This window comes from Microbacterium sp. str. 'China' (genome assembly GCF_002993305.1).
Lineage (GTDB): Bacteria > Actinomycetota > Actinomycetes > Actinomycetales > Microbacteriaceae > Microbacterium > Microbacterium paraoxydans.
Genome location: NZ_CP027434.1, coordinates 1,759,300 through 1,778,430, shown reverse-complemented (window position 1 = coordinate 1,778,430; position 19,131 = coordinate 1,759,300). Strand labels below are relative to the sequence as shown.

The window sequence follows — 19,131 nt, the reverse complement described above, 5'->3', positions numbered from 1 at the left end:
CGAGCCGGCGCTCTGGATCACGTGACTGAGGACCCCACCGGCAGCGGCTCGCCGTCACCCGGGGGCTCCTGCACGAGGTGAAGGGCATCCGATTTCGTCAGATGGTTGGGGTACAGCATCCGTGAGAACCTTCCGCGCGGATCGTCTTTGTCGCGGGGGAGATCGATGTGGGCTCGCTCGATCGCCGCGACGAGGAGTTCCGTCTGTTCATCGGTCAACACGAGGAGCCCTCGTTCTCGCAAGCCCACCACTGCTCGCGAGCGATCCGATGCCGTGAAGACGACCGCGATACTCCGGGCTGTGGCGTCCGGCTCCCAGGGGTGCGCGATGACCATGGCCGTCGTGAGGGTCGCGGTCGGGATCTCCTTCGTGCCGACGAGCAGACGGGTTGCGTCGCGTGAGATACGCGGCGGTCGCGAACGTCGCTGCACGACGGCGCTGATGGTGATCGCCACGGCCGCCAGCAGCGCAGCCGCGAGCGGCCACGTCCATGCGCCGAGCGGTCCCGCAGCCACCGGGATGAGGAACGCGCCGATCATCATCGCAAGGAGAAGCGGCTGTACGGAGAAGACGTGAAGAGCCCACCAGGGAAAGAGAGTCCACGAACGAGAGGGCCCCAACGGCATCCACTCCTGCACGTCGACGTTCGGCTCGCTCTCCGGGCGATCGGACGAGTGCACCGGTTGAGGCTGCCGACGCACTCCTTTGATGATCGACGTCAGGCCCACCACACCGAGCACGGCGGACAGCACCCATCCGCGCAGCGGGTCGTCGGCCTCGTTCTGATCCGTCCCTGCCAGTGTGACGACCCCGCCCACGGAGATGAGGAGAAGGAAGACCCCGTAGAGCAAGAAGACCCGACGGGTGCGTCGGGCCGTCCAGGGCTTCGGCTCCGTGCCTGGAGGCCACGAGGGGTCGCCCCAGGTCCTTCGCCTCGTGAGCAGGAGGCCGGCCGCCACTCCGACGCACCCGAAAGACAGCGTCACTGCGGCCAGAACGCCGATTCGAGGATCGGCGATCAGGAATGTCGAGGCCACCGCCACCGCTGCGCTGAACATCGCCAGCGCCACGCCCACCACGATGGGCGTCAGCAGCCCTTCGCCCTTCTCATCGCTAGCGCCCATCCGCTCGCCCCACCTCTCCCCAGACTGCAGGCGGAGGATCAGGCCTCATCGATCGAGCCGCGGCCCAAATGTGCCTGTCCCTGAGGATGAGAGTAGCGCGAGTGCGCTCCCAGCGAAGGCGTGCACCTCGTAGGATCACGATATGACCTCCCCTCGCCGTGTCCCTGCAGACCTGCGGAAACGCGGGGGCTTTCGAGGAGCGGATGAATCGACCGCCTCGCTCATCCTCGGCCAGTTCTTCATCGGTGGCTTTTTCCTGTTCATCGTGGCTTTCTTCCTCGCGCTCGGAGTTGCGGAAGAGTACGACGGGGTGACGTCCTTCATCGGGGCGAGCATCATCGCCGTCGTCCTGTCCGTCGTGTCGATGATCACCGCCCTGGTGATCGGCCTGCCCCTTCGCCTCGTCTCGGCGCTGCGCGCGCGGTGGCTCGCGCACGGCGAGGTCACCGTCCTCGGGGTCGTCGTCGGACTCGGCGCCTGCATCGTGTCGGTCATGCTGGCGGGCGGAAGCGGGGGAGCGGCGCTCCCGTGGTGGGCGTTCGTCGTCTCGTGGACGGTCCTCGCCTTCTCGGTCGCGCATTTCGTCTGGCCAGGACGGGGCCGGCCGCGTGAGTTCCCAGCGCCACGCGACGACGACCAGGCCGCGTGAGCACGCGCAGGGAGGGTCAGCATCCGGAGGACCCGGGAGCACGGGACGCCGATGAGCACGTCCCGACGCACACGCGGCGGGGATTCCTCATCGCTGCCGGAACCGGCGTCGCGGTGACCGGCATCGGCATCTGGCTCTCCACGAGCTCCGGGGGAGAGGCAGACGACACCGGACGCCGCCCTGACAACCCCCGAGGGCTGCCAGAGTACGAGCCGGTCTACGACCGCGCGGTCACGGGTCTCGAGGTACCGCTCGGTTTCGAGGACTGCGCCCATCCGACGGTGCGCGCTGACCGGAGCATCGCGGGAAGCGATCGTCGAACCGTGAGCCCGGTCATCGACCGCTTCATCATCCACCACACCGGCACGACGACGGACCAGTTGGACTTCTTCTCCCGCTGCAACAGGCGATCATCGGCTCCCACCTTCTACCTCCGGCACGACGGCTCGGTCATCGAGACCATCCGCCCGGGAGCGAAGCCGTCGTCCACCGGCGCGGACTGGAACTGGCGGTCCGTGGCGGTGGAGACGCTGGATTTCACCGGAGCCCCGGAGTACACGGTGACCACCGCGCAGGTGGAGGAGATCGCGCAGATGATCGCGTGGCTCGCAGGCTTCGACGGCCGGACCCTGGACGGCGTTCCGGTGCGCTTCCGGATCGACCGAGAGCACGTCATCACCCACCAGGAGACGTGGTCGGGAACGAAGTGTCCCGGCCCGTTCCTCCAATCGCGAGTGGATGACATCGTGGCGCGAGCACAGGTTATCTTCACGACGTCATGAGGCTGGAGCCGTCCGCGACAATAGGGGAGTGCGCCACCTTCTCTCATTGACCGAACTCACCGGGGACGATATGAGGGAGATCTTCGCGCGCGCCGCGCGGATCGAAGCGGGAACCCTGGCGAGGAGGGACGGCGCGGCCGCGCTGTTCTTCCCTTCCTCGAGCCTGCGGACGCGTGTCTCGTTCGAACGCGGCGCTGCGGAGATGGGTTTGCAGCCGATCGTCTTCCCTCCGGAGGCGCTCGACACCGTCGAGGACGCGGTCGACATCGTCGGATACCTGTCGGCGTGGGTCGAACTCCTCGTCGTCCGGCATGCCGATTTCCACGTGCTTCGTGAGCTCGCTGCCCCTGGGATTCTCCCGGTGGTCAACGCGATGACCAACGCGAACCACCCGTGCGAGGTGCTATCCGATCTCTTCGCGCTCTCGCGCGAGACGGATGTCCGCTCACTCCGAGTCCTCGTGGTGGGACCAGACGGCAACATCGCTCGAGCCTGGGAGGAAGCCCATCGGGCTTTCGGAATCGATGTCGTGCAGGCCTGCCCGGAGGAGGTCCGCACACCCGCGCTGCCGTGGAAGGAGGATCTCAGCGATGCCGTGCAGGAGGCCGACGTGATCATCACGGATGGGCCGGGGGAGCACACCGCGGCCATGGCGCCCTATCGGATCACGGCGGATCTCCTCGACAGCGCCCCTGACGGTGTCCGTTTCGCGCCGTGTCCGCCGTTCGTCCGCGGGCGTGAGGTTTCGGTCGCTGCCGCCAACCATCCCGCGTTCGTGGGCTACGAGTTCAAACGTCACCTGAAGAGCGTGCAGCAGGCGATCATGGGGTGGGCGATCGAGGGATGACGGGGTGGTGGTCGGGGTGGCGTTCTTTCTTCAACCTGACATAATGTGCATTATCGGATAATCCGTATGCGGGATCTGGCGGGACGAGAAAAGGTGGGAAAGCCGTCACCGCGGCCCTCGATCATGCGTTGACGTACGCCGCGAGATGTTCGCCCGTCAACGTCGACCCGTCTGCGACGAGCTCGGCAGGCGTTCCCTCGAACACGATGCGACCGCCGTCGTGGCCGGCTCCCGGTCCGACGTCGATGATCCAGTCAGCGTGTGCCATGACGGCCTGATGATGCTCGATCACGACCACCGTCTTGCCCGCGTCGACAAGTCGATCCAACAGACCGAGGATCGTGTCGACGTCGGCGAGATGCAGGCCTGTCGTCGGCTCGTCCAGCACGTAGACGTCGCCCTTCTCACCCATCTGAATCGCGAGCTTGATGCGCTGGCGCTCACCGCCCGACAGTGTCGACAACGGCTGTCCGAGCGACAGGTACCCGAGCCCCACGTCTTCCAGGCGTCCGAGGATGGCGGCCGCAGCCGGGAGCTTCGCCTCACCCTCACTGAAGAACACACGGGCTTCAGACACCGGAAGGTCGAGCACCTCGGTGATGTCCTTCCCGCCGAGCTTATACTCCAGTACCGCCGCCTGGAAGCGCTTACCGCCGCAGTCCTCACAGGGGGTCTCGATGGTGTCCATGAACCCGAGCTCGGTGATGATGACACCGGCGCCCTTGCACGTAGGACATGCGCCCTCGGAGTTCGCGCTGAACAGCGCGGGCTTCACGCCGTTCGCCTTCGCGAAGGCTTTGCGGATGGGTTCGAGCAGCCCCGTGTACGTCGCTGGGTTGCTGCGACGCGAGCCCTTGATGGCGGACTGGTCGATCGCCACCACGCCCTCGCGTCCGGTCACCGAACCGTGGATGAGCGAGCTCTTACCGGAGCCGGCGACGCCGGTGACGACGGTCAGGACGCCGGTCGGGATGTCGACGTCCACGTTCTGGAGGTTGTTGGTGGATGCGCCGCGCACCTCGATCGCGCCGGTGCGGTCACGCACGGCGTCCTTGAGCTGTGCACGGTCGTCGAGGTGCTGCCCCGTCAGTGTTCCACTGGCTGTGAGGCCCTCGACGCTCCCCTGATAGCAGATCTCTCCCCCGGCGCTTCCCGCACCCGGCCCCAGGTCCACGACGTGATCGCCGATCGCGATGGTCTCCGGCTTGTGCTCGACGACGAGCACCGTGTTCCCCTTGTCGCGAAGGCGGAGCAGCAGGCCGTTCATCCGCTGGATGTCGTGCGGGTGCAGCCCGATCGTCGGCTCGTCGAAGACATACGTAACGTCGGTCAGCGAGGACCCCAGGTGCCGCAGCATCTTGATCCGCTGCGCCTCTCCCCCGGACAGCGTGCCCGAGGGCCGGTCCAGGCTCAGGTACCCCAGGCCGAGGGTCACGAAGGCGTCGAGGTTGGCACTCAGCGCCTGGAGCAGCGGCCCGGCTCCGGGGAGATCCAGGCCGCGGACCCACGTGGCGAGATCCGTGACCTGCATGCGGCAGGCGTCGGCGATGCTCACGCCGTCGATCTTCGAGGATCGCGCGCCCTCGGTGAGACGCGTACCGTCGCACTCCGGGCATACCGCGAAGGTGGCCACGCGCTCGACGAAGGCACGGATGTGCGGCTGGAGCGCTTCGAGATCCTTCGAGAGCATGGACTTCGTGATCTTCGGGATCAGGCCCTCGTAGGTCATGTTGATGCCGGAGATCTTGACCTTCGTGACCTCTCCGTAGAGGAAGAGGTGACGCTGCTTGTCGGTGAACGACGAGATGGGCTTGTCCCCCGGATAGAACCCGGACTGCGAGAAGCCCTTCACCATCCAGCCGTCGGCGGTGTACCCGGGCACCATGATCGCGCCCTCGTCGAGGGACTTCGACTCATCGACGATCTGGGACAGGTCGAGGTCCGACACCACTCCCCTGCCCTCACATCGCGGGCACATGCCGCCGAGGTAGATCGCGTCCTTCACGATCTTCTTCTCGCCACCCGGCCCGGTCATGACACCGCTGGCCTTCTGCGTCGGGATGTTGAACGAGAACGCCGTCGGGCCGCCGATGTAGGGCTGGCCCAGCTTGCTGAACAGGATGCGGAGCATGGCATTGGCATCCGTCACGGTGCCGACGGTCGACCGCGGGTTCGCGCCGAGACGCTCCTGGTCCACGATGATCGCCGTGGTGAGCCCTTCCAGCACGTCGACGTCGGGACGCGGCACCGACGGCATGAAGCCCTGCACGAACGCGCTGTACGTCTCGTCGATCATCCGGCGCGATTCGGCAGCGATCGTGTCGAAGACGAGGGAGCTCTTCCCCGACCCCGAGACACCGGTGAACACCGTGAGGCGTCGCTTCGGGATGTCGACGCTCACGTCCTTGAGGTTGTTCTCGCGCGCGCCCTGCACACGGATGAGGTCGTGGGTGTCCGCGGGGTGCTCAGCAGCGGTCATGCGGCGTCCTTCGTGGTGGTGGGGCCGTCAAGCGGCCTGGTTGATACGGAGCAGGTTGCCGGCGGGATCGCGGAAGGCGCAGTCGCGGACGCCGTAGGGCTGGTCCATCGGCTCCTGGACGACATCGGCGCCGACGGCGACCAGCCGCTCGAACAGGGCGTCCAGGTCGTCGCTCGCGAGGGTGAGAGCGCCGTAGCTGCCCTTCGCGATGAGCTCCAGGATGGTCTGCCGCTCCGCGTCGGTGATGCCGGGATCGGTGGCCGGCGGGTGGAGGACGATCGAGGTCTCGGGCTGGCCGACCGGGCCGACCGTGAGCCAGCGCAGGCCGTCGTATCCGACATCGTTGCGCACCTCGAAGCCGAGGGCGTCGCGATAGAAGCCGAGGGCTGCGTCGGCGTCGGTGTGCGGGAGGAAGGCGTAGTGGATGCTGATCTTCATGATGCTCACGTTAGGTGCGCCTCGGGGCGCGGCGCTTCTCGATTCCTGATCGGTCGGGTGACCTGCTTGGCGTGGAACGACGGGATGCCCTCGACGTTCGCGGCGCGTTCACGGTACACGCTGGGTGGGACACCGACCAGCTCCGAGAACCGGGTGCTGAACGTTCCCAGCGAGGAGCAGCCCACCGCGAAGCACACCTCGGTGACGCTGAGGTCGCCGCGACGCAGCAGCGCCATGGCACGCTCGATGCGGCGGGTCATCAGATAGGAGTACGGGGATTCGCCGTACGTCTCGCGAAACCGCCGGCTGAGATGGCCGGCCGACAGGTGCACGCCCCGCGCCAGAGCCTCGACGTCCAAGGGCTTCGCGTACTCGCGATCGATCCGGTCGCGGACCTTCCGCATCACGACCAGCTCCCGCAGGCGAACCTCATCCACCGGTGTCACGTCATGATCCTGCCATGACGCCGGAAGACGGGGAATGACCATCCGCGACGCGCGGAGGCCCTCCTCCCCCACTGTCGGAGATCCGGCGCTACCCTGGGGGCATCCTCACAGGATTCTCTCAGAAGGGGTTCCCCGCCATGTCTGAAGCACTCGCTGAAACGAAGTCGTTCTTCAAATCCATCCGGGTCGCTCTCGCGGTCTCCGGCGTTCTCGCGCTGCTCGCGGGCATCGCACTGCTGGTCTGGCCGGTGAAGTCGGCCGTCATCGTGACGGCGATCTTCGCGTCCTACCTGGTCGTCGCGGGAGTCGTGTACATCGGCCTCGGGATCTTCTCCCGCGCCAAGGGCGGCTGGTCCCGCGTCGGGCACATCGTCCTCGGCCTGCTTTACATCGTCGCGGGCGTCATCGCGTTCTTCAACCTGAACGTCGCCGCCGCCACCCTCGCCCTGGTCGTCGTGATCTTCATCGGCGTGAGCTGGATCGTCGACGGCGTCGTCGCGCTCTCGTTGCTCGGCAGCGACGGCTCGCGGGTGTGGACGGTGATCTACGCGATCCTCAGCATCATCGCCGGAATCATCGTGCTCTTCTCGCCGGCCATCGCCGGATTCGCGCTGTGGCTGCTCCTGGGCATCGCGCTCGTCGTGCTCGGCATCGTGCAGATCATCCGCGCGATCACCCTCGGCAAGGATGAGAAGGCGTTCACCTCGGGCGCTGCCGGCATCTGACCACGGACGCGTGACGCCCCGGACCTGCAGCAGCGGGTCCGGGGCGTCTCGCGTCTGACGACTATTCCGCGGCGAAGGCGCTCACGTCGCCGACGAGGCGGGTGTTGTCCGCGGGGACGGGGTCGATCACGGCCTTGGCGACCTCGGCGGCGAACTCGGACACGTTGTAGAGGCGGCCGGCAGACTCGCGGCGCTCGGCGATGGCACCCGGGTTCGCGCGCTCGAGCAGCGTCGCCGTGATCGTCCCCTCGATCATGTCGCCGGAGACGACCGTGAAGCCGATCCCCTTCTCCGCGAGACCGGGGATGAGCTCGCGCAGCGCGTCCTCACCGGCCCGCTTCGACAGCGCGACGGGCTCATATTCCGGCATCGTCGGCGTCGTGCGGATGAAGTGCGCCTGGTGGCTGGTGACGAACACGACGCGTGCGCCGTCGGACAGCAGCGGCGTCGCGGCGTTGAGGACGTTGAGCTGCGCGTCGCGATTTAGCTTCAGGGCGTAGTCCTCGGCCATCCCCGACTCCATGCCGCCCGAGGCGTTCAGGACGAGGACGTCGAGGCGTCCGTACTCGGCGCGGACGGCGTCGAACATCTCGGCTACAGACGCAGGGTCGGTGAGGTCCGCGCCGACGACGAGCGCCCGGCGACCGAGCTCCCGCAGCTGCGCCGCGAGCTTCTCCGCGCGCGGGGCCTTGTTCCGGTAGTTGATGACGACGTCGGCGCCGGCCTCGGCGAGGTATCGCACGGTGTCGGCGCCGATCCCCCGCGATGAGCCGGTGACGAGGGCCACCTTGCCGTCGAGGGATCCTGCGGGAAGAACGTCGGTCACGGGTGACTCCTCATGGTGCGTGGAACGCCGTGGGCGCACGGCTCTCACAGATTACCAAGGGGCGCGGTGGCGGCCCGTCGAGCGTCCTCGCGCGTGGTACGTTGACGGCAAAGGAGGCCGCATGGACAACTTCTCGACGTTCGTCACGTTCATCGACCACTGGGCATGGATCGGATGGCTGGTCCTCATCGCCGTCTTCCTCGTCATCGAGATGCTCTCCCTCGACTTCACCTTCCTCATGCTGAGCTTCGGGAGCGTGATCGGTCTCGTCACCGACTTCGTCGGCCTCCCGGTCTGGATCCAGATCCTCATCGCCGCCTTGGCATCCGCCCTCTTCATCCTCTTCCTGCGGCCGCCGCTCCTGCGGCGCCTGCACCGCGGTGCCGACCCCACGCGCTCGAACGTGGAGGCGCTCGTCGACCTCCGGGGCATCGCGCTCAGCGAGATCACGCAGATCTCCGGTCAGGCGAAGCTCGCGAACGGCGATACCTGGACCGCCAGGACGACCACCCCGATGGCCATCCCCGCGGGGGCGCCTGTCGCCGTCAGTGCGATCAACGGCGCGACCGCCATCGTCCGACCCCTCAACGACTAGGAGTACGCGTGGACGACGCATCGATCATCCCGACCGTGATCATCTGGATCCTGGTGATCGCGGTCATCATCTTCGTGATCGTCACGATCGCGCGGGCGATCCGCATCATCCCGCAGGCGACCGCCGGCGTGGTGGAAAGGCTCGGCCGCTATCACAAGACCCTCTCTCCCGGCCTCAACATCCTCGTGCCGTTCATCGACCGCCTGCGGCCGCTGATCGACATGCGCGAGCAGGTGGTGTCGTTCCCGCCGCAGCCCGTGATCACCGAGGACAACCTCGTCGTCTCCATCGACACGGTCGTCTACTTCCAGGTCACCGATGCGCGCGCGGCCACCTACGAGATCGCGAACTACCTCGGCGCCGTGGAACAGCTCACCACCACGACTCTCCGAAACGTCGTCGGTGGTCTGAACCTCGAAGAGGCACTGACGAGCCGCGACAACATCAACGGGCAGCTCCGCGTGGTCCTCGACGAGGCGACCGGCAAGTGGGGCATCCGCGTGGGCCGCGTCGAGCTCAAGGCGATCGACCCGCCCGTCTCCATCCAGGACTCGATGGAGAAGCAGATGCGCGCCGAGCGGGATCGCCGTGCCGCGATCCTGACCGCCGAGGGCACGAAGCAGTCTGCGATCCTCGAGGCGGAAGGCCTCCGTCAGGCGGAGATCCTCCGCGCCGAGGGCGACAAGCAGGCCGCCGTCCTCCGCGCCCAGGGCGAGGCGGAGGCGATCCAGAGCGTGTTCTCCGCGATCCACCAGGGAGCGCCGGACGACAAGCTCCTCGCGTACCAGTACCTGCAGATGCTCCCGAAGATCAGTGAGAGCCCGTCCAGCAAGCTCTGGATCATCCCGAGCGAGCTGACCGAGGCACTCAAGGGCATCGGCACCGCCTTCACCCCGAAGGTCGGACCCGGGTCGACCACTCCCCCTTCCGGCGCGTGACGCACCCGTACTTCGTCAAGGCCGAGCAGCCCCGCATCCTGGCCCATCGGGGTCTGGTGACCGCCGAGGGGCGGGAATCCGGCGTCTGGGAGAACACCGCGGCCGCCTTCGCCGCGGCGCATGCCGCTGGGGCGGAGTACATCGAGACGGACTGCCAGGTCACCGCTGACGGTGACGTCGTGCTCTTCCACGATCACGACCTGCGCCGCCTCGTGGACGATCCGCGCGCCGTGCACGAGGTCAGGACGCGGGAGCTGAGCGCGCTGTTCGCTGACCACGGCGGTCTGCTCACGGTGGCCGAGGCGCTCTCCGCATTCCCGGAGACCCGGTTCAACATCGATGTGAAGACACCGGCCGCCGCAGCGCCGCTGGGCCCCATCCTCGCCGCGCACACGCATCGTGTCCTCGTCACCAGCTTCTCGGATGCCAACCGGCGGGCGACGCTGGCGGCCGTACGGCAGACCGGCACCGCGCTCCGGCCCGCCACCTCCGGCGGGACTCGGACGATCGCGGCCCTGCGTTCGCTCTCCGCCGTGCGTCTCTCCCCCGGCAGAGTGCTCCGGGAGATCGACGCCCTGCAGATCCCCGAGCGCCACGGGGCGATCCGAGTGCTGACGCCTGCGCTCCTCCGCGCCGCCCACCGGGCCGGCACCGAGGTCCATGTCTGGACCGTGAACGACGCGGACGACATGCGGCGCCTCATCGACGCGGGCGTGGACGGCGTCGTGACCGACCGTGCCGACCTCGCCGTCGCCACGTTCCGGAAGCCCTGAGCGCCCCATATCCTCCGGCGCTGGGATTCCCCTGTGAATACCGCGCAGAACGTCCCGACGTGGATGAAGCGCACAGGCTCGAACGTTATACCTGACAGCGACGAGAGGACCACACAATGGCAGATCGCAGCCTGCGCGGCATCCGACTCGGCGCCCAGAGCCTACAGAGCGAAGAGGGCGTCGTTTTCATGGAGCGCCGTGAGACCACCTATACCTGTGACACCTGCGGACACGACACCACGCTCATGTTCGCGGCCGATGCCGAACCACCTCAGACCTGGGAGTGCCGTTCCTGCGGCGCGGAAGCCCGCCTGAAGGTCGACGGCGAGGCCGTCACCCTCGAGGCCACCGACGAGAAGGCCGCCCGCACCCACTGGGACATGCTCATGGAGCGTCGCACCCGTGCGGAGCTGGAGGAGCTTCTCGAGGAGCGTCTCGCCTACATCCGAGCCCGGCGCGGTGCCGGTGAGGACCCCACCCGCGAGAAGATCGGCGCCTAACGCCGACGGGCGCGCCACCACCCGAGACCGAGCGCGCCCAGACCGCCCCAGAGCAGCACCTGCTGCAGCCAGGGGCCCAGGACGATTCCCGCCGTGAGGCCGGAGCGGAGTTCGACATCCTCGAGCATCGCTCCGGCCTCATCCGCGTCCAGGCTCGTGACCGTCCGCCCATTCGGGAGGATGACCTGGCTCGTGCCGACCGTGGAGATGTTCACGACGCTGCGGCCCGTCTCGATCGCGCGCATCCGTGCGAACGCCAGTTGCTGGAGGTTCTCATCCGTGCCGCGGAAGTCGGCGTTGTTCGTCTGGAAGACCAGCACCTCGGCGCCGCCGTAGAGGCCCTCGGTGATGACGTCGTCGTAGATGACGTCGAAGCAGATGGCCAGGCCGACACGGACATCATCCACCTCGACGATCGGCGGGTTCGTCCCCGGGGTGTACTCGCGCTGGATCAGTCCGATGAGATCCGGCGCGAGAGCGTTGAAGAACGCGCGATCCGGCACGTACTCGCCGAAGGGCACGGGATGACGCTTGTCGTGCTTCTGCGGCGCTGTGCCGTCCGGCAACCAGAGCATCGAGGTGTTGTAGTAGAGGTTCCCGCGGCCGGTGGCGGCGTTGGCGAGCAGTGGCGCATCGATGCGGTTCGACACCAGGGTCATCCGTCGCGCGATGGCGGAGTTCGCGAAGGGATCCGTGTCGAGCCCGCCCTCCGGCCACACGAGTAGGTCGACGTCCTCGCCGTACAGCGGCTCGGTCGCCTCGGTCTGCGCCTGGATCACGGCGAAGGGCTCGCGCTCGTCGAAGTAGCCGGTCGGCCCGTTCCCCTGCACCGCGGCGATGCGCATCGACCCCGACGGCGTGGTCGGGAAGAGCGGCATGAAGAAGAGGATCAGGACGAGAGCGGCCGGCGCGAGCAGGGTGATCGGTCGTCGCCAGAACCCCATCCGGATGATCTCGATCACCATCGCGACGAGGAACACCATGAGGAAGCTCAGCCCGCTCACGCCGATCCAGGAGGAGAGCGCGGCGAGCGGACTCTCGGCCTGACTCATCCCGAGACGAGCCCAGGGGAAGCCGCCGTACGGCCACCAGCCGAGGAACAGCTCCCGCCCCACCCAGAGCGCCGCGACGACGGCCGGGAGGGTCAGCAGGCGTCCCGCCGTGCCCGGCCAGGCCCGGGGCAGCCACCGGTACGCGAGGGTCACGGGGATGAGTCCGACGGCCGTGAGGACGCCCTCGACAACGCTCAGGGCGGCCCACGGCAGCGGCCCGAGGTATCGAGAGGTCCAGGACACGAGCAGAGCGAAGAACACGATGCCGTAGACGAGCCCCACGAGCAGTGCTCCTCCGGCCCGCCGCCCGATCAGCGCGAGCAGCAGCAGGGCCGTGGCAGGGAAGGCCAGGATCCAGATCGCCGCCTCGGGGAACGCGAGGTCCATGAGCAGCGCTGCCAGGGTGGCCAGGGGAACGGCGGCCCACAGGGGCAGGAGGGCGCGTCGACGGACGGAGGCTTCGGTCATGCGGGCGGATCTCACATCGAGGAGTAGGCGACGATGCCACGGCGCACACCGTCGAGGGCAGCCCGGGCGGTGCGTGCGAGCACGGCGTCTTCCGCGACGATGGACAGCTGATCCAGGAGGTCGATGGTCTGCTTCGCCCACCGCACGAAATCGCCGGCCGCCATGTCGGCGTCGATGAGGACGCGGTCGAGCATCCCGCCGCGCGCCCAGGCGTGCATCGCACCCGCGAGCCCGGCGGCCAGCGGCTCGCTTCCCGGGAGCTGATGGTCCTGCTCCAGGTCGTCGAGCTCCGCCCAGAGCGCGGTCGTCTTCTCGTATGCCGCTCGGAAGGCGCCCCTCGGGAGGCCCCGCTCCCCCGCGTTCGCTTCGTCGCGGCGCGGCTCGTACACCAGGCAGCACGCCATCGCGGCCAGCGACGGCGCATCCAGCCCCTTCCAGAGGCCCTGACGCAGCGACTCTGCCACGAGCAGATCACGCTCACCGTAGATCCGCCGCATCGTGCGCCCGGCATCGGTCAGGTGCATCCCGTCCTCGTCACGACGGACGTAGTCCAGTGTCTCCAGCACCTCGACGACACGGTCGAAGACGCGGGCCACCGTGCCCGTCCTGGTCTCGATCTGACGGCGCGTGCGATCGGTCTGGCGCTTGAGCTTCCAGTAGCGCTCGGCCCACCGGGCGTGCTTCTCGCGGTCAGGACAGCGGTGGCAGGGGTGGCGCTGCATCCGCGTGCGGAGCGTCTGGATCCGCTTCATCCGCTTGTCCCGAGCAGCGCGCGGGGCCTGGGTGTCCTGCCGGTTCTTCTTCTCGAGGTCGCTCAGCTCGCGGCGGATGGCGGCGTACTCCGGGAAGTCGCCGTGCTCGCACGCCATCGCCGACTGATAGCCGGCCAGCGACTCCTCGGCCTCCCGCACCTGTCTGGCCAGCCCGACCACGGCGCGGTCCGCCTGGAACTGGGCGAACGACGACTCCAGGATCTCTCGGGCTCTCGCCTGGCCGAACAGGTCGATCAGGTTGACGGCCATGTTGTACGTCGGCCGGAAGCTGGAGTTGAGCGGATAGGTCCGCCGCGACGCGAGGGCGGCGACGGCTTGCGGGTCCATGCCCTCGCTCCACTGCACGACCGCGTGCCCCTCGACGTCGATGCCGCGGCGTCCGGCGCGACCGGTGAGCTGCGTGTACTCACCGGAAGTGATCGCGACGCGCGCCTCTCCGTTGAACTTCTCCATCTTCTCGAGCACCACGGTCCGCGCCGGCATGTTGATGCCGAGGGCCAGCGTCTCGGTCGCGAAGACGACCTTGAGCAGCTTGCGCTGGAAGAGGTCCTCGACGACCTCTTTGAAGGCGGGAAGGAGGCCGGCATGATGGGCGGCCACGCCCCGTTCGAGGTTATCCAGCCACTCCCAGTAGCCCAGCACCCCGAGGTCCTCGTCCTGCAGAGTGCGGGTGCGCTCCTCGACGATGGCGCGGATCTCGGCCCGCTCCTCCGCCGAGGTCAGGCGGAGACCTGAGCGCCGTACCTGCTGCACCGCGGCGTCGCAGCCCACGCGGCTGAAGATGAAGAAGATGGCGGGGAGCAGGTTCGAGCGTTCCAGCAGCTCGACCACGTCCGGGCGGTCCATGCGCTCGATCCGACGCGCGTTCGCGGCGCGCACGGGGCGGCGCCCGCCCCGCGGCGGTCGGGGGGCCTGCCGCCCGGCGTGCCGGTTGCTGCGGTAGGACTGCGCCTGGCGGTTGCTCTCGTAGGTGGAGCCGGTGAACGACCGGATGCGCATGAGCTCCTGGTTCACCTGGGCCGTGGCGATGCCGGCACGGTCGTCGAAGAGCGGCAGCAGGTCGTCTCGCACGAGCACGTGCTGCTCCAACGGCACCGGACGGATCTCGGAGACGATGACCTCGGTGTCACCGCGAACCGTGTCCAGCCAGTCACCGAACTCCTCGGCGTTCGACACCGTCGCGCTCAGCGAGACCAGGCGCACGCGGGGCGGGAGGTGGATGATGACCTCTTCCCACACGGCACCCCGGAAGCGGTCGGCCAGATAGTGCACCTCGTCCATCACGACGTAGCGCAGGTCGCGCAGCGCCGCGGAGTCGGCGTAGATCATGTTCCGCAGGACCTCGGTGGTCATGACCACGATGCGGGCGTTGCCGTTGATGTTGGTGTCGCCCGTCAGCAGACCGACCTCGTCCGCACCGTAGACATCGACGAGTTCGCGGAACTTCTGGTTGGAGAGCGCCTTCATCGGCGTGGTGTAGAAGGCTTTGTCCGTCGCAGTCTGCATCGCCAGGTGGATGGCGAATTCCCCCACGATGGTCTTCCCGGCGCCCGTGGGCGCCGCTACGAGAACGCTGCGTCCGTTCTCCAGGGCGTGGCAGCCGGCGAGCTGGAACGGGTCGAGCTGGAAGCGCTGGCGCGCGGCGAACGCCGCCGTCTCCGGGTGCGCCGCACTCTCCTGCGCCTGCGCGTACCGCTCGGACGGCGAACTCATGTGGCGTCCGGGACGAGTCCGGCGGCGGTGTCCCGCTTGCGCTTGCGTCGGTCGAAGAGGAGGGAGAGTCCTGCCGCTGCGAAGAAGAGGACGATGAGGATGCCGGCCAGCATGAGCATGCTGACCACGTCTGCGGCCGGGGTCGCCAGCGCAGCGAAGATCGTCGCGATGAGGATCGCCACGCGCCACCCTTTGAGGATCGCCCGTCCCGACATGACGCCGGCGAGGTTGAGAGCCACGAGGAAGACGGGAAGGACGAACGAGATGCCGATGACGATCATCAGCTTGAACACGAAGTCGTAGTACTCCTGCGCGGAGTAGAAGTTGGTGCCGCCCTCCGGGGTGAAGCTCCACATGAGCTCGATGACGTGCGGCATGATCTGCACCCCGAGATAGCACCCCGCGAAGAACAGCGGCACCGCGGCGACGACGAAGCCGACGGTGTAACGGATCTCCTTGCGGGTGAGGCCGGGCATGATGAAGGCCCAGATCTGCCACAGCCAGACGGGTGCGGAGAGGAACAGGCCGATCGTGAAGGCGATGCGCATACGCATGTCGAACGCGGACGTCACTGTTGCGAAGTTCAACGCGCTGAAGTCATCACCTCGCTGTTCCGAAATGATGCGGATCGGACCGGTGATGAAATGGATGACCGGGTCCGCGATGATGAACGCCACGACCATGCCGACGACCAGAGCGATCGCCGCGTACATGAGGCGCTTGCGCAGTTCGACGAGATGTGCGCCAAGCGACATCCGCCGATCCCGATCCGCCGTCGGCATCACGGTCGGTTCGATGGCTGCCACGGCCGGTCAGGCGCGAGGCGGAGTCTCAGGGTCGGTGCCCGAGTCCTTCACCGTCGTCGGCTCCGCGGGAGCCGACTCGGCACGAACCGCGTCTTCTTCCTTCATGGCCTTCATCTCGCCCTTGAAGACGCGGGCCGACTGGCCCATGCTCTTCGCGAGGGCCGGCAGCTTGGCAGCGCCGAAGAGGAGGAGGATAACGGCCAGCACGATGAGCAGGTGCCAGCCTTGCATTCCAGCGAACATATCGACAATCCCGTCGTAGGGGGGCTTTCCGCCCCAGTCTACAGATCAATCCTCGGCCGCAGGCCGGTGGTAGAGCGCGAGTCCGGCGGCAGCCCACTCCCGGGTGGCGGTCCGCGCGATCCCCGGATCCGTGACCTCCATCGCACCGCCGAAACGGGCCGCGAGCCGTTTGATGCCGCGGGGGTCCGCGAGGTGCAGCTGCGTGGTCACCATCCCGTCGCCCGCGCGGAGCGTCTCCGTGGGCACGAAACCGCTGAGCAGCGGAGCGAGGCGCTCCGGGACGCGGACGGTGACCTCGCGCTCCTCCTCCAGCCCGGCGAACGCCTCCGGCACCCGGTCGCCGCCGTGCGTGCTGGGGATGTCGGTCAGGGTCGGTGCGCTGACACGATCGAGATGGAACGTGCGCATCGCCTCGCGCATGTGGCACCAGCCCTGCAGGTACCACTGTCCGTTGGTGATGAGGATCTGCACGGGATCCACGGTCCGGGTCGTCGGGGCGGCGTCGGGAGCCTGGTAGGTGAACGAGACCGCCACGCCCTTCTGCAGGCCGCGGGAGACGACCTCGCGCACCTCGTCCACCGCGGTCGGGGCGACGACGACGTCGGCCGGGGCGTCAGCGGCTCCCCGCGAGAGCTTGGAGATGAGCCCGGCCACGAGGCCGGAGTCGGACACGGCAGGCACGGCGGCGACCATCTGCAGGCCCGCGAGCAGGGCCGCAGCCTCACGCGCCGTGAAACGCGGCACTCGACGCAGGGCCACGTCGTTCGTGATCTCGATGACGTCCTCGAGGTCGAGGAGATCCCAGTTGATGTCGAACATCTCCTGCGGCTGCTGCCAGTAGCCCGCCTCGCCGGGAAGGCCGATGACGGTCAGCTTCTCGACCATCGCCCGCATCTCCCGCGGGGTCACCCCGAACTCCTCGGCGGCCTCGGTGAGCGAGACCTGCCCGTGCTCGAGCAGATACGGGACGAGCGTCAGGTAGAGACGCACGCGCTCCGCGGCGAGGAGAGGCTTGGGCGCGGCACTCATGCCGACACCTCCGTATCGATGTGGGCCTGGACCACCGCGCGCAGACGGCTGATCACTGCGTCCCTGAGCGGTGCGGGCTCCACGACGCGGACCTCGGGTCCATAGGACGCCAGCTCGTCCGCCAGGATGTGCAGATCGACGAAGGGCACACGGATGCCTTGGGCGGCGGGTGTCGCACGCCGGCCCAGGCGCAGTGCAGCCTCGGTACCGGGGGTCACCTCCAGCAGCGCTGAGTTCTCGGCGGCGACACGTTCGAGGCCGCTCAGCGCCCGATCCCCCGCGCCCTCCCGCAACGCCGCGTCGAACGTGGTCGCACTCACGACGACGTCACCGACGATGCGGCTGAGCAGGAACGTCCGGTCCTCTTCGATGTCGACGTCTACGCCGTAGACATGCCAGCGCGCTTCATAGTCCACCAACGCGAGCGGACGAATGCGTCGGCGCCGGGGAGCGTCCTCCCCCGGCTTCAGATAGTCGAAGGAGACCACCCTGCGGCGTTCGATCGCGTCCTGCAAAGGCGCGAAAGCAGCGTCGCGTGCGGTGATCCGCGGCGCGAAGCCGATGATCGGCTCATCGCCGTCGATGCCCAGGGCGCGGATCTTCCGGACGCCGGACTGCGCGTCTCCCGAGACGGATTCCGCGCTCCAGACGCTACCGGCGAGGCGGAGCACGGCAAGCTCCGCCGGAGAGAACTCGATGTCTCCTGGCAGGTCGTATTCCGCTTGCGGAATGCGGTATCGGGCCTCCCGCAGGTCGTTCGGGTCGGCGGCGTCGCCGATCGTCTCGATCGGAACGCCGAGCGCGCGCAGCTCGTCCTTGTCCCGCTCGAACATCTTCTCCAGAGCATCCGAACGCGTCCCTGCATCGGCGCGTTGGCGATAGCCGGAGACGTTGTCGAGGATCTGCTGCTTGGTGAGCCCGATCTCCGTCGCCATCAGCGCCACGACGAGGTTCGTCAGGCGCTCTTCGGCAGGGATCCGGGCAGCCATCAGGGCGCGGAGACCGGGGACACGCCGAGGATGTCGACCACGACGGCCATCGCGGCGGAACTCTCGGTCTTCGGCAGGACGACGAGGACCTGGGAGCCGACCGGCTTCCCGACCAACGCGTCGGCCACCGGGGCGGCGATCTGTCGGATGCTGTCGGTGGCGGACTGTCCCCACGTGCTCTGCAGGACGGACTTGTCGTCCCAGCTCACCGCGGTGAAGTGGACGAGTGGCGTCTGCTCGTCGGTCAGCTTCTCGCCGTCTCCGCGGATCAGTGTCTGGACGACCTGCTCCTCCGGGGCAGCGCTGTCGGGGATGATGATGCCCGGGGTGCCGTCGTCGGCACGCACCACGGTCGGCATGCCCTGCGCGTCATTGAACTGCAGCGTGCCCTCGGCCTTCGGGAGGAAGGCGTCGACGACATCGATCACGAACACCGCGATGTCGTCCTCCCCCATGCCGAAGCCACCGAGGTTCGCCTCGCCGAAGTCCTCCGGAGTCAGACCCGCGACGATGCGCGTGCCACCCGTCGCACACTCCAGCACATCGGCGAGCCCAGGAGACTGCGTTGCCCAGGAGCCGATCGTCGACGGGCGGGTGTTCCCCTCGTCGTACGTCGTCTGGAAGATCTGCTCGCCCGTCGCGCCGTTGTAGATCGAGATCTGCGCGATGAGCGGCTGGGCGTCATCCACGAGGGCACGCCCGTCCCCCGTGACCGCGTCGGCGTAGGACGTCTCCGTGAGACGCACCGGTGCGAAGATCTCCACCTCGGGCTCGGAGCCGACCTCGCCGCTGACCGTGACGGCGCTGTCGATGCCGTTGGCGTGTCCGTCGCGATCGCATGTGGCATCGGCGGACGAAGAGATCACGCTGCACCCCGTCAGGGCGAGGGCGGCGAGGCTAAGGGAGGCCAGAACGGCGGACGTTTTACGCACGCGC

20 protein-coding genes are annotated in these 19,131 nt (G+C 67.9%); 8 read left to right on the top strand and 12 right to left on the bottom strand.

Translation table 11 applies throughout. From position 1 onward, the window contains the following. Positions 1 to 17: 17 nt before the first annotated feature. Entirely contained in the window at positions 18 to 1,124 is a 1,107-nt protein-coding gene (locus tag C6C15_RS08545; protein ID WP_105949831.1) for a hypothetical protein, read from the bottom strand. 142 nt (positions 1,125 to 1,266) lie between these two features. On the opposite strand from C6C15_RS08545, the gene C6C15_RS08540 reads away from it, so the two are divergent. From C6C15_RS08540 to C6C15_RS08530, 3 genes are read left to right on the top strand one after another with little or no spacing between them, the layout of a single operon-like run. After that, positions 1,267 to 1,773 carry a hypothetical protein gene (locus C6C15_RS08540; RefSeq protein ID WP_105949830.1) on the top strand — a complete coding sequence of 169 codons (507 nt, stop codon included), beginning with the start codon at positions 1,267 to 1,269 and terminating at the stop codon, positions 1,771 to 1,773. Further along, on the top strand, positions 1,770 to 2,555 hold the full coding sequence (locus tag C6C15_RS08535; protein ID WP_105949829.1) for a peptidoglycan recognition protein family protein: 786 nt from the start codon (positions 1,770 to 1,772) through the stop codon (positions 2,553 to 2,555). Before C6C15_RS08540 ends, C6C15_RS08535 begins: the two co-directional genes overlap by 4 nt. Next, positions 2,512 to 3,402 carry an ornithine carbamoyltransferase gene (locus C6C15_RS08530; protein ID WP_105949828.1) on the top strand — a complete coding sequence of 297 codons (891 nt, stop codon included), beginning with the start codon at positions 2,512 to 2,514 and terminating at the stop codon, positions 3,400 to 3,402. Before C6C15_RS08535 ends, C6C15_RS08530 begins: the two co-directional genes overlap by 44 nt. A 121-nt stretch (positions 3,403 to 3,523) precedes the next feature. Here the strand turns inward: C6C15_RS08530 and C6C15_RS08525 are convergent, their stop codons facing one another. From C6C15_RS08525 to C6C15_RS08515, 3 genes are read right to left on the bottom strand one after another with little or no spacing between them, the layout of a single operon-like run. Further along, entirely contained in the window at positions 3,524 to 5,881 is a 2,358-nt protein-coding gene (locus C6C15_RS08525) for an ATP-binding cassette domain-containing protein (RefSeq protein ID WP_060921642.1), read from the bottom strand. 27 nt (positions 5,882 to 5,908) lie between these two features. Next, positions 5,909 to 6,319, bottom strand: coding sequence for a VOC family protein (locus C6C15_RS08520; protein ID WP_060921665.1), 411 nt, complete (start codon positions 6,317 to 6,319; stop codon positions 5,909 to 5,911). Positions 6,320 to 6,324: 5 nt separating this feature from the next. Continuing rightward, complete coding sequence (locus C6C15_RS08515) at positions 6,325 to 6,723, bottom strand: helix-turn-helix transcriptional regulator (protein WP_051582213.1); 399 nt, start codon at positions 6,721 to 6,723, stop codon at positions 6,325 to 6,327. Positions 6,724 to 6,902: 179 nt separating this feature from the next. On the opposite strand from C6C15_RS08515, the gene C6C15_RS08510 reads away from it, so the two are divergent. Then, on the top strand, positions 6,903 to 7,490 hold the full coding sequence (locus C6C15_RS08510) for an HdeD family acid-resistance protein (RefSeq protein ID WP_105949827.1): 588 nt from the start codon (positions 6,903 to 6,905) through the stop codon (positions 7,488 to 7,490). Positions 7,491 to 7,551: 61 nt separating this feature from the next. Here the strand turns inward: C6C15_RS08510 and C6C15_RS08505 are convergent, their stop codons facing one another. Further along, entirely contained in the window at positions 7,552 to 8,316 is a 765-nt protein-coding gene (locus tag C6C15_RS08505; RefSeq protein WP_105949826.1) for an SDR family oxidoreductase, read from the bottom strand. Positions 8,317 to 8,437: 121 nt separating this feature from the next. Between C6C15_RS08505 and C6C15_RS08500 the strand changes: the two genes are divergently transcribed. From C6C15_RS08500 to C6C15_RS08485, 4 genes are all read left to right on the top strand, one after another. Continuing rightward, entirely contained in the window at positions 8,438 to 8,911 is a 474-nt protein-coding gene (locus tag C6C15_RS08500; RefSeq protein ID WP_025103445.1) for an NfeD family protein, read from the top strand. Positions 8,912 to 8,919: 8 nt separating this feature from the next. After that, entirely contained in the window at positions 8,920 to 9,849 is a 930-nt protein-coding gene (locus tag C6C15_RS08495) for an SPFH domain-containing protein (protein WP_060921638.1), read from the top strand. After that, positions 9,846 to 10,622 (top strand): glycerophosphodiester phosphodiesterase family protein, encoded by a 777-nt coding sequence (locus C6C15_RS08490; RefSeq protein WP_105949825.1) that lies wholly within the window; start codon positions 9,846 to 9,848, stop codon positions 10,620 to 10,622. The genes C6C15_RS08495 and C6C15_RS08490 overlap by 4 nt, the downstream gene beginning before the upstream one ends. Positions 10,623 to 10,738: 116 nt before the next feature. Next, positions 10,739 to 11,122, top strand: a complete 384-nt coding sequence (locus C6C15_RS08485; protein ID WP_060921636.1) for an RNA polymerase-binding protein RbpA — start codon at positions 10,739 to 10,741, stop codon at positions 11,120 to 11,122. Here C6C15_RS08485 and lnt read toward each other — a convergent pair. From lnt to C6C15_RS08450, 7 genes are read right to left on the bottom strand one after another with little or no spacing between them, the layout of a single operon-like run. Further along, a complete protein-coding gene (lnt, locus tag C6C15_RS08480; protein ID WP_105949824.1) occupies positions 11,119 to 12,642 on the bottom strand; it encodes an apolipoprotein N-acyltransferase in 1,524 nt (507 codons plus the stop codon). The two genes, C6C15_RS08485 and lnt, sit on opposite strands and share 4 nt — an antisense overlap. Positions 12,643 to 12,653: 11 nt before the next feature. Next, the gene (locus tag C6C15_RS08475; protein ID WP_083370859.1) at positions 12,654 to 15,128 is read right to left on the bottom strand and encodes a DEAD/DEAH box helicase; all 2,475 of its coding nucleotides are present in this window, start codon (positions 15,126 to 15,128) and stop codon (positions 12,654 to 12,656) included. Next, complete coding sequence (gene tatC / locus C6C15_RS08470; RefSeq protein WP_025103439.1) at positions 15,125 to 15,883, bottom strand: twin-arginine translocase subunit TatC; 759 nt, start codon at positions 15,881 to 15,883, stop codon at positions 15,125 to 15,127. The genes C6C15_RS08475 and tatC overlap by 4 nt, the downstream gene beginning before the upstream one ends. 57 nt (positions 15,884 to 15,940) lie before the next feature. After that, positions 15,941 to 16,177: a twin-arginine translocase TatA/TatE family subunit gene (gene tatA, locus C6C15_RS08465; RefSeq protein WP_025103438.1), complete on the bottom strand. Its 237-nt coding sequence runs from the start codon at positions 16,175 to 16,177 to the stop codon at positions 15,941 to 15,943. Between the two features lie 45 nt (positions 16,178 to 16,222). Then, a complete protein-coding gene (locus C6C15_RS08460) occupies positions 16,223 to 17,206 on the bottom strand; it encodes a helix-turn-helix transcriptional regulator (RefSeq protein ID WP_105949823.1) in 984 nt (327 codons plus the stop codon). Then, on the bottom strand, positions 17,203 to 18,195 hold the full coding sequence (locus C6C15_RS08455; RefSeq protein WP_105949822.1) for a helix-turn-helix transcriptional regulator: 993 nt from the start codon (positions 18,193 to 18,195) through the stop codon (positions 17,203 to 17,205). Before C6C15_RS08455 ends, C6C15_RS08460 begins: the two co-directional genes overlap by 4 nt. Continuing rightward, positions 18,195 to 19,127, bottom strand: coding sequence for a hypothetical protein (locus C6C15_RS08450; protein ID WP_105949821.1), 933 nt, complete (start codon positions 19,125 to 19,127; stop codon positions 18,195 to 18,197). Before C6C15_RS08450 ends, C6C15_RS08455 begins: the two co-directional genes overlap by 1 nt. Positions 19,128 to 19,131: the final 4 nt, after the last annotated feature.